Below are 13358 nucleotides of genomic sequence, written 5' to 3' on the forward strand. Positions count from 1 at the left end.
AGTTTGTAATGTGATTAAACGCTAGCACCTGATGTCGCGTCAGCTCCTCCGCCTCCGTGACCGCCATCGCCTCCAGCATCAGAAGCACCAGAAGTAGCATCTGCGTCTCCATGGCCTCCAACCAAACGTTGACCAGTTTCTTTTAAGTACCAGTCGAGCCATGGTTGGAAATTAAAGACGATTTCATTGATACCTGCGTATGATCCGTCAGGATAGTACATAGCTTGGTAGTTGTGGGTATTGATAACGCCTGCAGGTGAACCTGGGACGATTGTACGTACGTATTCTTGGTTTCCGTTGCGAAGTGTTCCGATAACCCACTCTACATTTTTCATCCGAGCTGGTGGGAGAGAACCATGAACGGTTGACATGCGGCTACCTGATTGAGGTGGCACACGTTTGGCAAACATGGTGTCTGGGTCTTGGTGGGCGTTGTTGTAGTAGAGGAATTGGTTGTTATCGTCAGCGTATGTCAATTCAAATGGCATAGCTTTCAAGAACATATCAATTTGATTAACAGTCAAGATACCATGGTCAAGTTTGACATAAGTATCGCCTGAAACAGCGCCAGTGATTTCAGCGACTTTTTCCACCCATTCTGGATCATCTGGATCAACTTCTGTAATTGTCGTAGCGATTGGCTTTCCGCAGTCTAAGTCTTCAGGTTCAATTGGTTTTGGTTTTTTCAATTTTGAAACGACCTCTACATATTTGATAAAGTTATCTAAGCATGTTTCAAGGAAATTCACAGTTCCTTCGTTAGTGATATTGCCATCATTGTCAAAAGCTTCCTTGGCTTTGCCCAGCAAGAACTCATTGCCTGGAAGGGTGTAAGCATTGACGCCAGGAGCATCTAGGATTTTACGCAGGTGAACTTGAGCGCGAGATGTTCCTTGATCGTAGTAAGAAGCACCGACAATCATAACAGGCTTGCTTTCGAAAGGATGAACCTCGTAAGAGAGCCATTCTAAGACACTCTTTAAAGGAGCGCTGATAGTATGATTGTGCTCAGGGGTTGCGATGATGACACCATCTGCACGTGTGATTTTGTTATACAAATACCGCAATTGGAAGCTTTCATCCCATTTTTCATCCTGGTTAAACATTGGGACTTCATCAATTTCTAAGACTTCCAATTCAAATTTAATTTTGAACTGACGGCGGATGAATTCCAATAATTTTCGGTTATATGATTGTTCGTAGTTTGATCCTACAATTCCAACAAATTTCATTCTTTCAGTCTCCTATCTCACAATTTTTCCCAGTTAAATTCTTCAGCATCTTTGCGAAGCAATTCTTGTGCGTTGCGCAATTTTTCAGTGATTTTGACAAAGATACGGAAATCATCAAAGATAGCATCCAATTTTTTGACAACGTCAAGATCTACCAAGTCTCCGCTTTGATCAAAAGCTTGAAGAGAATGTGAAAGCAAGAACTCATCTGGAAGAACAGTTGCCTTGATTTCTGGAGCGTTCAAAATTTGACGGAGCTGCAATTGGGCACGAGAGGAGCCAAGTGTACCATAAGAAGCACCAGTAATCATGACCGGCTTGTTTAGCAGTGGATAAATACCATAAGAAAGCCAAGCCAGAGCATTCATGAGCACAGCTGGGATAGAATGGTCGTATTCAGGAGTGCCGATAAGTACGCCATCCGCTGCATCGATTTTTTCGGCAATTTCTGATACCAACTCAGGGACGTTTCTGTCAGCAGGTTTATTAAACATTGGGATATCTTTAATCTCAACCAGCTCGATTTCAGCCTTGTCAGCAAAGTGCTTAGACATATATTGAAGAAGTTGCCGGTTTGTAGAACGGTTAGAATTTGTTCCAACAATTGCAATAAGTTTTAACATAAAATTTCCTTTCTGAAATTAAGATACAGAACCCTCATGTGTGCATTTATTTTTCTTCAGGCAAGTAAAACCTAGAAGAAAGAGAGGGCGTTTTTTAATGAGCATGTTTATAAAAGATAGGGTGATAGAGGTGCCGCTTGGTGTGACAGCAAAGTTATCACTTTTGAGAATTAAGAAGCAGGAATTATCTGCTCTAAAAGGCCTGAGCTACAGAAGAGCTGACTGTCCTGGGTGATTATCAATGCTTCAATCCCTGGTTGCTGTTCAATCTGGGACAGAATTGATGTCGGACTTTCACCAAATAGACGAGTTGTCCAGATTTCGCCATCTACCGACTTGTCTGAAACAATGGTCAGACTAGCCAATTGATTCTCAATAGGATAGCCAGTTTTGCGATCCAGAATGTGATGGTAGTTTTGCCCATCCACTGTAAGGGTTCGCTCGTAGATTCCTGATGTGACCACTGACTGATTGGTGACCGCTAGTATAGCTGAGTGATTGCCACGAGGCTGCTTGGGATTTTGGATGCCAATTCGCCAGGCACGCTGGCTGACTGCATTTTGCCCAATCGTCAGGACATTGCCACCGAGATTGATAAGAGCAGAGGTCACTCCCTGACTCAGCAAATAGTCCTTAATCTTATCAGCGATATAGCCCTTAGCCAAGGCGCCTAGATCCAGCTTCATGCCTTTCTTAGCCAAAAAGACACTGCAGTCTTCTGGATTCAGTTCAAGAAAGTTTGGGTCAGTCAGGCTCAGAGCTTGCTGAATCTCCTCCCTACTTGGGAGATGGGCGTCTGAAAATCCTATCCGCCAGGTCTGGACTAGAGGGCCGATCGTGATATTTAAGTGGCTGCCTTCTGCTAGGCTGTGATATTTTCCCAGCTCAATCAGCTCAAAAAGCTCTGGATGAACTGAGACACTTTTAATTCCTGCTAGATGGTTGATAGTCATAAGTTCAGAATCTTCATCATTGGCACTGAAGCGATTTTTATAGACATGAAGCAGTTGGACCGCCTCATCTAAGAGTATTTCCGCCCGCTCATGACAGAGAGAGATACAAATCGTACTCCCCATCAAATGAAGCGAGCGAGAAGCAAAGTCCACATTATCACAACCTTTCTAAAATTAACCTCTCTAACCTTATTATAACAAAAAGATACCGGTTTCACAATCTTAAATTTGTTATATTTTCAGAAAATGAAACTTTGGGAAAAGTAGTTTTTCTGAGGTATTTAAACTGCAGTGGTACAGCTTTTTAGGTAGTCTAAGAATTTTTGAAAATTTCGAGCAAATTTCTTGTAAACGCTCACAGGAGATGATATACTTGTCTAGTAAATTATAAATTAAGGTAGGACTATTCTTATGAGTAAAATCGTTGTAGTTGGTGCAAACCACGCAGGTACAGCGTGTATTAATACAATGTTGGATAATTATGGTGCAGAAAATGAAGTAGTTATTTTTGACCAAAACTCAAACATTTCATTCTTGGCATGCGGAATGGCCCTTTGGATTGGACAGCAAATCAGCAAGCCAGATGGACTTTTTTATGCAGACAAAGAAACTTTTGAGGCAAAAGGCGCAAAAGTTTATATGAATTCACCAGTTGAGTCAATTGATTATGATGCAAAAAAAGTTACAGCTATTGTTGATGGCAAAGAGCATGTAGAGTCTTATGACAAATTGATTTTAGCTACAGGTTCTCAGCCAATTCTTCCGCCAATCAAAGGTGCTGAGCTGGATCCTAACAGCCGCGAATTTAAGTCAACCTTAGAAAATCTGCAGTTCGTAAAATTGTATCAAAATGCTGCAGATGTTATCGAAAAATTGCAAGACAAGAGCAAACATATCGAACGTGTGGCAGTGGTAGGTGCTGGTTACATTGGGGTTGAGTTGGCAGAAGCCTTCAAACGTCTTGGTAAAGAAGTGATTCTGATTGATGTTGTGGATACTTGCTTGGCAGGTTACTATGACCACGACTTGTCTGATATGATGCGCCAAAACCTTGAAGACAACGGTGTTCAATTAGCCTTCGGTCAAACTGTTCAGGCTATTGAGGGTGAAAGCAAGGTAGAACGCATTGTAACAGATAAGGCTAGCTATGATGTAGATATGGTTGTCTTAGCAGTTGGCTTCCGTCCAAACACTGGTCTTGGTGCTGGCAAATTGGAAACATTCCGAAATGGTGCTTTCTTGGTAGATAAGAAGCAAGAAACTAGCATCAAAGATGTTTATGCAATTGGTGACTGTGCGACTGTCTATGATAACTCTATCAACGATACAAACTACATCGCCTTGGCTTCTAACGCCCTGCGCTCTGGTATCGTAGCAGCTCATAATGCTTGTGGTCATGAATTGGAATCAAACGGTGTTCAAGGTTCTAACGGTATCGAAATCTTTGGTCTGAAGATGGTTTCAACTGGTCTGACAGAAGAAAAAGCTAAACGCTTTGGTTACAGCCCAGCAGTAGTTGAGTTTAAAGATACTCAAAAACCAACCTTCCTTGAAAAGGTTGAGCATCATGATGTTACAATTAAGATTGTTTATGATAAGGACACGCGTGTAGTTCTTGGAGCTCAGATGGTTTCTAGAGAAGATATGTCTATGGGTATTCACATGTTCTCATTGGCCATTCAGGAAAAGGTTACAATTGATAAATTGGCCTTGCTGGATCTCTTCTTCCTACCACACTTCAACAAACCATACAACTACATCACTCAAGCAGCTTTGCGCGCTAAATAAGAAAATAATTAAGTCTGGGACGATTCCCGGACTTTTTTTCTGTAGAGTCTTCTTTAAAAAGAAAACTGAAATAAGAAATTTATATTTCATCTGTTTATCAGGCCTGCTTTGTGCTAGAATATTGGTAAAGTAACTATTTAGAGGAGATTGGGAATGGCAAAAGAGGCTGCCTCACGTGAGGACGACATCAAGAGAGAATTTAATTTCGCAACTCATTCGATTATTTCCCAGGTTTTGCGAGGTGTTTTAGTTGGCATTTTTGCTGGACTGGTAGTGGGGATTTTTCGATTTCTGATTGAAAAAATCTTTCATTTAGTGCAGGATGTCTACCATAGGAGTCAGCAATCTTTGCTTTGGTTACTGTCCTTGGTATTGCTTTATTGTTTCATTGTCTTGCTCAATGCCCGCTTGGTAAAGTCGGAGAAAAATATCAAGGGGTCAGGGATTCCGCAGGTTGAAGCAGAGCTGAAAGGTCTGATGTCGCTTTCTTGGTGGAGTGTTCTCTGGAAGAAGTTTGTATTGGGAATTTTAGCCATTTCCACCGGTCTGATGCTGGGGCGAGAAGGACCAAGTATTCAGTTAGGCGCTATGAGCGGCAAAGGCGTTTCTAAATTTCTGAAACTAAGCGCTGCTGAGGAGAGGGCGCTTATTGCTAGCGGTGCAGCGGCAGGCTTAGCAGCAGCTTTTAATGCACCAATCGCTGGTCTGCTATTCGTAGTAGAAGAAGTTTACCGTCATTTTTCACGCTTTTTCTGGGTTTCTACGCTGGCGGCCAGTCTAGTTGCTAACTTTGTCTCGCTCTCAATGTTTGGTCTAACACCAGTACTGGACATGCCGGATAATATCCCGGTCATGAGACTGGAGCAGTATTGGATTTACTTAGTAATGGGCTTGCTGCTGGGCTTTTCAGGCTTTATTTATGAGAAAGTCATTTTGAATATTCAGCTGGTTTATCAGTTTTTGGGGCGCTTGTTTAGGATTTCAGAAGCCTATTATCCTATTCTGGCCTTTGTCTTGATTCTTCCGATTGGTTATTTCCTTCCTCACTTGCTGGGCGGGGGCAATCAATTGATTTTATCTTTGACTGCTGGTCATTACACTGTGGGAACCTTGCTCTTGTTTTTTGCTCTGCGTTTTGTCTGGAGTATGTTAAGTTACGGCAGCGGGCTGCCGGGCGGTATTTTCCTGCCCATTCTAGCTTTGGGTTCACTTCTTGGTGGAGCAATGGGTGCAGTCTGTCTGCAGCTGGGTTTGATTTCTCAGGAGCAATTTCCAATTTTCATTATCCTAGGCATGAGTGGTTATTTTGGCGCCATTTCCAAGGCTCCGCTAACAGCCATGATTCTGGTCACAGAGATGGTTGGGGACATTAGTAATCTCATGCCTCTGGGACTGGTCACTCTGACAGCTTACATTATCATGGATTTGCTAAAAGGAGCGCCCGTCTATGAAGCCATGCTGGAAAAAATGTTGCCAGACAGTATTGAGGACCAGGGAGATACGACTTTAATTGAAATCCCTGTTTCTGAAAAGATTGCTGGTCGTCAAGTGCATGAGCTAAACTTACCAGATGGAGTCTTGATTACCATGAATGTCCACAAGGGCAAGACTCAAACAGTCAATGGCAGCACGCGCCTCTATTTGGGGGATACGATTTACTTGGTGCTGAAAAAGACAGAGATTGGGAAAGTAAAAGAAGAGCTGCTTTAGCGGTCTTAATATAGAGTTTTTGATTAAATTGTCAGACAATTTCTTGAAATATGAGAAAAAAACTGGTATAATTTACAGGAAATAATCTCATATCAGAGAGAAAACAAAGGAGTCACCATGAAAAAACTTGGCATCGTCCTATTTTCAACGGCAATTTTACTGACTGGCTGTGCAGCCAACAATTCTACAAACAAGACCGGCTCAAGCAGTCAAGCATCCAGTAGCCAAACGGCTGTCAATCAGAAAGAATTGGACAAGGCGACAGCGGATTACAAAACCTTTGTCCAAGGACAAATCGATCAGCTCCTGACAGATACGGAGAAGTTTCGTGACACGCTTAAAGAAGGCAAGCTTGAAGAGGCTAAAAAGCAATATCCGCTTATCCGTATGGCCTACGAGCGCTCGGAGCCGATTGCTGAGAGCTTTGGTGAATCAGATGTTAAAATTGACTTCCGCCTGGTCGACTATGTAGACGAAAACAAGACCGAAGAAGGCTGGTCTGGTTTCCACCAGATTGAAAAAATCATGTGGGAGCAAAATACGACCAAGGGAACGGAAAGCTATGCTGATCAGCTGGTCAACGATATTAAGGAGCTAAAAGCTAAAATCGCAACGGTTGAAGTGACTCCGGATATGATGCTGACAGGTGCTGTTGACTTGCTCAATGAAGTAGCGACCAGCAAGATTACAGGTGAGGAAGAGGTTTTCTCTCATACAGATCTCTATGATTTTCGGGCCAATATTGAAGGGGCAGAAAAGATTTTTGAGCTCTTCAAGCCATTGATTCAAGACAAGGACGAGAAGCTTGTCAAGACCTTGGAACTTGAGTTTAAGAACGTCAATAGTCTCCTAGATAAGCACATGACCGACTCTGAAAACTACAAGCTCTATACAGAATTGACAAAAGAAGACACCAAGGAGCTGGCAGAAGCAGTTACCAAACTGGGTGAGCCTCTTTCACAAATGGGAGTCATTCTAAACGGGGAGTAATCATATGACGAACGACGAAAAATGGTTTAATAAAAAAATGGATCGTCGTGAATTTCTTAAAAAAGCAGGGATTGGAGGCGCTGGTCTTGCACTGGGTGTCTCTGGTGCATCTGCTTTTTTCGCTAATCAGGCGAAGGAAGATAAGAAATTCGCTGACGGTGAGGAAGAAATCAGCTTCTACGGGGAGCATCAGGCGGGTATCACAACTCCGATGCAGAAGAATATCTACTTTGTTGTGTTGGATTTGCATACGACAGATAGGGAGACCATTATCCAGCTCTTCAAGGACTGGACAGCCTATAGCGAGAAGCTAGTCGATGGAGAATTGGTTAAAAAAGATAATTCAAATGCTCTTTTGCCGCCAACGGACACTGGAGAAACTGTAGGTCTCAACCCTTATCGTCTGACCTTGACCTTTGGGGTCTCAGCCTCTTTTCTGAAAAAAATGGGTTTGTCAGACAAACGACCTAAGGCTTTTCGGGATTTGCCGCCTTTTCCAAAGGAGCAGCTCAAAGAAAAATATACAGGTGGCGATATTGTCATTCAGGCCTGCGCAGATGATGAGCAGGTAGCCTTTCATGCGGTCCGCAATCTGGTCCGCAAGGGCAGAAATGCCATCACCATGAAGTGGAGTCAGTCAGGCTTTGCAGCTATTGGAGATCGGATGTCAACGCCTCGTAATCTCTTTGGATTTAAGGACGGCACAGCCAATGTGACCAAGGAAAAAGACTTTGACAAGGTCATTTGGTGCGATAGCAAGGATTGGATGCAGGGTGGCTCTTACATGGCTGTCCGCCGAATTCAGATGTTCCTCGAGACCTGGGATCGAACTAATCTGCAGGAGCAGGAAAATACTTTTGGCCGCTATAAGGAAAGCGGAGCGCCTTTTGGCAAGAAAGACGAATTTGACGAGGTTGACTTAGACTTGCTGCCTGAGGATTCACATGTCCGTCTGGCCAAGGAGGTTGATAAGCCAATATACCGTCGGTCTTACTCGTACTCGGATGGGCTTGATGAGAGTACTGGTCAGTTCGACACAGGCTTACTCTTTCTTTCCTTCCAGAAAGATCCTGATAGCTTTGTCAAAGTCTTGACCAATCTGGGCGCTCAAGATAAGATGAATGAATACGTCACGCATGTCGGCAGTGGCTTGTTTGCTTGCTTTGGCGGAGTGAAAAAAGGAGAGTACCTTGGTCAAAAATTATTTGAATAAAAGTCTCTTGATATTGGGTCTCTTGCTAGTTGTTTTAGCTAAGCCAGTTTTAGCGGACGAGAGCTACAGCGGTTTATTCGTTAAAATCACTGATGCCAGCACTGCGGTCAAACAGAAGGATCAGGAAAAAGCCAAGCAGCTAGTCGGAGAGATCAAGACTGACTTTGAAAAGGTTGCTAATCATGACTCAGCAGCGGGACAAGAGGTTAGCAAGGCACTAGACTTGTCGGGCCAGGTGACTGAAGAGAAGCTGACACAGATCTCTTCTGCCCTCTTAAAGTTTGAAAAAGAGCAGAATCCAGTCGACTTAGAGGCCGAGAAAAAGAAGCTTCTCAGTAAGCTAGAGCCAAAATTTGAAAATCTACAAAAGGCTATTAGTGCTAAGGATTTAGAAGCAACGAGAGAAGCTTACAAGAAGATGAATAGCACCTGGACTACCAATGAAAGCGTGGTGCGAGACAACAGCACAGCCCATTACGGCAAGGTAGAAACAGCTATTTCATTCCTGCGCAGCGCCATTGAGACAGAGCCTACTGACTTTGACATGATTCAGTCTTCTTTTGATGATTTGAAAACCGCTATTGATAATTTTGTCAAAGGTGAGAAAGTCCAAGAAGCTGCTGGCAATCTGACGCTGAAAGATGGAATTAAGCTCCTAGAGGAAGCCTTGAGTCTCTTTCAAAGCGGAGATGATAAAAAGGCTGCTGCCAAGATGAAAGAGTTCATTACCATTTGGCCAACGATAGAAGGAGATGTCAGTGTCAATAACCTTTCGCTTTATACCAAGGTCGAGAGTCAGACGCCTATTATTATGGTCAAGGGGAGCGAAGAGAAGTATCAAAAGCAGCTAGAATCCTTGATTAGTGAGCTGTCACAGATTGACACAACAGCTTCTTATCATTTCTTTGATGCTATGCTGATTTTGCTACGTGAGGGTGTAGAAGCGCTCTTGATTGTCATGGCTTTGATAACGACTCTGAAAGCTTCAAAGATGAAAAAAGGACTCAAATGGGTTTATGCCGGCGCAGCAAGCGGAGTTCTAGCCAGTGCTGTGATTGCAGCTTTGCTGCAGTTTCTTTTCCCGGCAGTTGCTTCAGGATCCAATCGTGAAATTATCGAAGGTGCAGTGGGAATTTTCGCTGTCGCCATGATGATATTGGTTGGTATCTGGCTGCACAGCAAGGCATCTATCGAGAAATGGAATGACTTCATGGAAAGCCAAATGAAGGCTGTAACAGCCACAGGCAGTTTTCTTTCCATGTTTGCCCTCAGTTTTCTAGCTGTTTTCCGTGAAGGGGCTGAGACCATCCTCTTTTATGCAGGAATTCTGCCGCGCATCACTATGACTGATTTCCTTTTGGGAATCGGCTTGGCTCTTCTGGTCCTTGTCTTGCTGGCCTTTATCATGAGCAAGGCGTCTAGTCTTCTCAAGCCACACAGTATTTTTTTCTGGCTGACCTGGTTAATCTATGCCCTGGCCTTTAAAATGCTGGGTGTCAGCATCCATGCTCTTCAGCTGACCAATATCCTACCGACTCACCTAATCAATGGCTTTGTGACAGTAGAATGGATGGGGCTTTATCCAAGCCTGGAAGTGGTCGTCAGTCAGGTGCTCTTTATCTTGCTGGTGGTCTATGTAAGCTTTAAAAATCTGAAAAGCGAGCAGCAGCATGGATAAAAAAGAACAGACTATTATTGAGCATTTGACAGAGTTCAGACGGCGTTTTCTAGCGGTACTGGCTTGCTTCTTCGTGGTTTTTCTGGTTAGCTTGCTCTTTTCAGCCGATATTTACCGATGGCTGACCAGTAATTTTGAGCAGAAGCTGCTGGTGCTGGGGCCGGATGATATCCTTTGGATTTATATCAGTCTGGCTAGTCTGGTCGCTTTTTCCCTGACCTTGCCATTTTTGGTTTATCAGGTCTGGGAGTTTGTCCGACCAGCTCTGCGGGCCAATGAAGCTCGGGCTGTTTTCGCTTATATCCCGGCTACCTTTCTCTGTTTTGTTCTGGGGCTGGCTTTCGGCTTTTACTTTGTAACTCCGGCTATTTTGCAGGTTTTGCTGTCTCTGGGGGAGGGTCTCTTTGAGACTCGCCTGACAGCGCAGAATTATCTAAGTTTCGTCTTTCATACCACTATTCCGATTGCTTGCCTTTTTGAGCTGCCAGTTCTTGTGTCCTTTCTGACTTCTATCGGTTTGCTCAATCCGAAATTTTTGGTAAAATATAGACGATACGCTTACTTCATTTTGCTGGTTTTAGCAGTTGTCCTGACACCCGCCGACTTTTTCAGCGACTTGTCTATGACAGTGCCTCTGATTTTGCTCTATGAAGTCAGCATCTTGCTCAGTCGCATCATTTATCAAAGAAAATCAACAAGGAGAAATTAATGGGACTTTTAAAAGACATCGGAGTACCTGGGGTAATCATTATTGTTCTGGGAGCCCTGCTCATTTTCGGACCAAAACGCCTGCCCGAGCTGGGGCAATCTATCGGTAAAATGTTTTCAGAATTCAAAAAAGCAGTCAATCATGCTGGAGAGGAAGACAAGACTGAGAATAAAAATGAAAAAGAGTAAACGAAAAACACGGATATCCGTGTTTTTCTGCTAGACGCAAGATGGTTTTTGAAAAGGAGGGCAAATGAAAAAATTAGAAGAACGGATTCTCAGGGATGGGCAAGTGCTAGGTGAAAATATCCTGAAAGTTGACTCTTTTCTGACCCATCAGGTTGATTTTTCATTGATGAAAAAAATTGGCCAGGTCTTTGCGGAGGCGGTAAAGGATGCAGGAATTACCAAAGTAGTGACCATTGAGGCCTCTGGTATCGCTCCGGCTGTCTACGTAGCAGAGGCTCTGGAACTACCGATGATTTTCGCTAAGAAGGCCAAAAACATCACGATGACAGAAGGGATTTTGACGGCTGAAGTTTATTCTTTTACCAAGCAAGTGACTTCGACCGTTTCGATTGCTGGGAAATTTCTCAACTCTGACGATAAGGTGCTGATTATTGACGATTTTTTGGCTAATGGTCAGGCAGCCAAGGGCTTAATTACCATTATTGAGCAAGCAGGAGCGCAGGTTGAAGCGGTTGGCATTGTCATTGAAAAATCGTTTCAGAATGGCCGTCAACTTTTGGAAACAGCTGGTTATCGTGTTCTTTCTTTGGCGCGAATCGCAGGTTTTGAGAAAGGTCAGGTTGTCTTTACTGAGGCAGATATATGATTTCCTTTTCCTTTTGACTATCTGTCTGGCTTATAGTATAGTAAAGATAGTTGATATTTTAAAAATCTAAGCTCATTGATTTTACTTGGGTAGAAAAAGTTTTTGAGGGATTTCTATGCACCAAACTCATAATTTACAGCAGCGGATGCGGCTCTTTATTTCTATTTTTTTGCCAATTTTGATCTACCAACTGGCCAATTTTTCAGCCTCTTTTGTCGATACGACTATGACTGGTCAGTATAACACTTTGCATCTGGCTGGTGTTTCCATGGCAACTAGTCTTTGGATTCCATTTTTCGACCTGCTGATAGGGATTGTTTCGGCCTTGGTACCCATAATTGGGCATCATTTAGGGCAGGGAAAAAAAGGAAAGATTGCTTCTGATTTTTATCAGTTTATTTATCTTTCTTTGGGGTTATCGCTAATTTTATTTGCTTTGGTATTTGTGGGCGCTCCTCTGGTTTTGTCTCACCTTGGCCTAGAGCCTTTAGTAGAAGAAGTAGCCAAGAACTATCTTTGGTATCTGGCACTCGGCATTATTCCTCTTTTGCTCTTTAGCACCATCCGTTCTCTGTTTGATGCTCTAGGGTTGACCAAGCTTTCCATGTATCTCATGCTCTTACTCTTACCTTTGAATGGCTCTTTTAATTATGCTCTAATATACGGAGCATTTGGATTTCCAGAAATGGGCGGAGCTGGAGCTGGACTTGGGACTTCTTTGGCTTATTGGGTTTTGCTCCTCATATCCTTGTCAGTAGCAGTCAAACATCCAAAAGTCCGAGTCTATGAGCTATGGAAGATTCGACCGCTAGATAAAAAGGGCTTAATCGAAGGCATTCGACTTGGACTGCCTATCGGAGGAACGTTTTTTGCTGAAGTCGTGATTTTTTCGGTTGTTGGACTGATCATGGCTAAGTTTTCGTCACTAATCATTGCCAGCCATCAGGCGGCCATGAATTTTTCAAACTTAATGTATGCCTTTCCAATGAGTATTTCAACCTCTATGTCCATCATCGTTTCTTATGAAATTGGAGCCAACCGTCCTGATGATGTTAAGAAATTCTGTAAACTTGGGCGGCTGACGGCCTTGGGTATTGCTGGATTTACCTTTCTCTTTCTCTATATCTTACGCGACCGAGTAGCTGCTCTCTATGGTTCGGATACTGAGTTTATCCGTATGACATCTGTTTTTCTGACCTACAGCCTTTTTTTCCAGTTAGCAGATACTTTTGCGGCTCCTTTGCAGGGCATTCTTCGGGGCTATAAGGATACTCAGGTGCCATTTTACTTGGGTTTGATTGCTTATTGGGGAGTTTCGCTGCCCTTGGGACTCTTCTTAGATCACTATACTAGTTTAGGCCCTTATGGATATTGGATTGGTCTCATTGCTAGTTTGGTGACGAGCGGCATTCTCTTTCAGTGGCGGCTTAATCGTTTGGCTAAAAATATCATAACTTAAAGAGCGCTGGCTTGTCCTTTTAGGATAAGCTAGTGTTTTTTTTCACAAACTTTTATTAAAATTAGATTAAAACGGTAAAACGCTTACATATTTTCTAGTATATTGATTGTGAAAATGGTATAATAGACATAAGATTATCAAGTCAAGTTTTTGTTAAAATAGGTTAATT

At 43.0% G+C, this 13358-nt stretch carries 12 protein-coding genes; 9 read left to right on the forward strand and 3 right to left on the reverse strand.

The window, feature by feature from the left end; genetic code table 11:
• Positions 1-14 precede the first annotated feature (14 nt).
• From HMPREF9389_RS03165 to HMPREF9389_RS03155, 3 genes are all read right to left on the reverse strand, one after another.
• Complete coding sequence (locus HMPREF9389_RS03165) at positions 15-1232, reverse strand: NAD(P)H-dependent oxidoreductase (RefSeq protein ID WP_002930387.1); 1218 nt, start codon at positions 1230-1232, stop codon at positions 15-17.
• A 17-nt stretch (positions 1233-1249) separates the two neighbouring features.
• Positions 1250-1855, reverse strand: coding sequence for an NADPH-dependent FMN reductase (locus HMPREF9389_RS03160; protein ID WP_002906610.1), 606 nt, complete (start codon positions 1853-1855; stop codon positions 1250-1252).
• A 170-nt stretch (positions 1856-2025) separates the two neighbouring features.
• Positions 2026-2961 (reverse strand): FAD:protein FMN transferase, encoded by a 936-nt coding sequence (locus HMPREF9389_RS03155; protein ID WP_002930388.1) that lies wholly within the window; start codon positions 2959-2961, stop codon positions 2026-2028.
• 258 nt (positions 2962-3219) lie between these two features.
• On the opposite strand from HMPREF9389_RS03155, the gene nox reads away from it, so the two are divergent.
• From nox to HMPREF9389_RS03110, 9 genes are all read left to right on the forward strand, one after another.
• Positions 3220-4596 carry a H2O-forming NADH oxidase gene (nox, locus tag HMPREF9389_RS03150; protein WP_002909780.1) on the forward strand — a complete coding sequence of 459 codons (1377 nt, stop codon included), beginning with the start codon at positions 3220-3222 and terminating at the stop codon, positions 4594-4596.
• A 153-nt stretch (positions 4597-4749) separates the two neighbouring features.
• Complete coding sequence (locus tag HMPREF9389_RS03145; protein WP_002930391.1) at positions 4750-6306, forward strand: ClC family H(+)/Cl(-) exchange transporter; 1557 nt, start codon at positions 4750-4752, stop codon at positions 6304-6306.
• A gap of 117 nt (positions 6307-6423) precedes the next feature.
• On the forward strand, positions 6424-7296 hold the full coding sequence (gene efeO, locus HMPREF9389_RS03140; protein ID WP_002930393.1) for an iron uptake system protein EfeO: 873 nt from the start codon (positions 6424-6426) through the stop codon (positions 7294-7296).
• Between the two features lie 4 nt (positions 7297-7300).
• Entirely contained in the window at positions 7301-8509 is a 1209-nt protein-coding gene (gene efeB, locus HMPREF9389_RS03135) for an iron uptake transporter deferrochelatase/peroxidase subunit (protein ID WP_002930395.1), read from the forward strand.
• A complete protein-coding gene (locus HMPREF9389_RS03130) occupies positions 8487-10187 on the forward strand; it encodes an FTR1 family protein (RefSeq protein ID WP_002930397.1) in 1701 nt (566 codons plus the stop codon). Before efeB ends, HMPREF9389_RS03130 begins: the two co-directional genes overlap by 23 nt.
• The gene (gene tatC, locus HMPREF9389_RS03125; RefSeq protein WP_002930403.1) at positions 10180-10896 is read left to right on the forward strand and encodes a twin-arginine translocase subunit TatC; all 717 of its coding nucleotides are present in this window, start codon (positions 10180-10182) and stop codon (positions 10894-10896) included. The genes HMPREF9389_RS03130 and tatC overlap by 8 nt, the downstream gene beginning before the upstream one ends.
• The gene (locus HMPREF9389_RS03120; protein WP_002897604.1) at positions 10896-11084 is read left to right on the forward strand and encodes a twin-arginine translocase TatA/TatE family subunit; all 189 of its coding nucleotides are present in this window, start codon (positions 10896-10898) and stop codon (positions 11082-11084) included. Before tatC ends, HMPREF9389_RS03120 begins: the two co-directional genes overlap by 1 nt.
• A gap of 64 nt (positions 11085-11148) precedes the next feature.
• Positions 11149-11730, forward strand: a complete 582-nt coding sequence (locus HMPREF9389_RS03115; protein WP_002930405.1) for a xanthine phosphoribosyltransferase — start codon at positions 11149-11151, stop codon at positions 11728-11730.
• 115 nt (positions 11731-11845) lie between these two features.
• Positions 11846-13189 carry an MATE family efflux transporter gene (locus HMPREF9389_RS03110; RefSeq protein ID WP_002930406.1) on the forward strand — a complete coding sequence of 448 codons (1344 nt, stop codon included), beginning with the start codon at positions 11846-11848 and terminating at the stop codon, positions 13187-13189.
• The last annotated feature ends 169 nt before the right edge of the window (positions 13190-13358 follow it).

It is taken from the genome of Streptococcus sanguinis SK355 (assembly GCF_000212855.1).
Taxonomy (GTDB): Bacteria; Bacillota; Bacilli; order Lactobacillales; family Streptococcaceae; genus Streptococcus; species Streptococcus sanguinis_A.

Excerpts from the sequence above, each read along its gene's own strand:
- HMPREF9389_RS03165 (WP_002930387.1), bottom strand. The coding sequence starts at position 1,232 with ATGAAATTTGTTGGAATTGTAGGATCAAACTACGAACAATCATATAAC.
- HMPREF9389_RS03160 (WP_002906610.1), bottom strand. The coding sequence starts at position 1,855 with ATGTTAAAACTTATTGCAATTGTTGGAACAAATTCTAACCGTTCTACA.
- nox (WP_002909780.1), top strand. The coding sequence starts at position 3,220 with ATGAGTAAAATCGTTGTAGTTGGTGCAAACCACGCAGGTACAGCGTGT.
- HMPREF9389_RS03145 (WP_002930391.1), top strand. The coding sequence starts at position 4,750 with ATGGCAAAAGAGGCTGCCTCACGTGAGGACGACATCAAGAGAGAATTT.
- efeO (WP_002930393.1), top strand. The coding sequence starts at position 6,424 with ATGAAAAAACTTGGCATCGTCCTATTTTCAACGGCAATTTTACTGACT.
- efeB (WP_002930395.1), top strand. The coding sequence starts at position 7,301 with ATGACGAACGACGAAAAATGGTTTAATAAAAAAATGGATCGTCGTGAA.
- tatC (WP_002930403.1), top strand. The coding sequence starts at position 10,180 with ATGGATAAAAAAGAACAGACTATTATTGAGCATTTGACAGAGTTCAGA.
- HMPREF9389_RS03120 (WP_002897604.1), top strand. The coding sequence starts at position 10,896 with ATGGGACTTTTAAAAGACATCGGAGTACCTGGGGTAATCATTATTGTT.
- HMPREF9389_RS03115 (WP_002930405.1), top strand. The coding sequence starts at position 11,149 with ATGAAAAAATTAGAAGAACGGATTCTCAGGGATGGGCAAGTGCTAGGT.
- HMPREF9389_RS03110 (WP_002930406.1), top strand. The coding sequence starts at position 11,846 with ATGCACCAAACTCATAATTTACAGCAGCGGATGCGGCTCTTTATTTCT.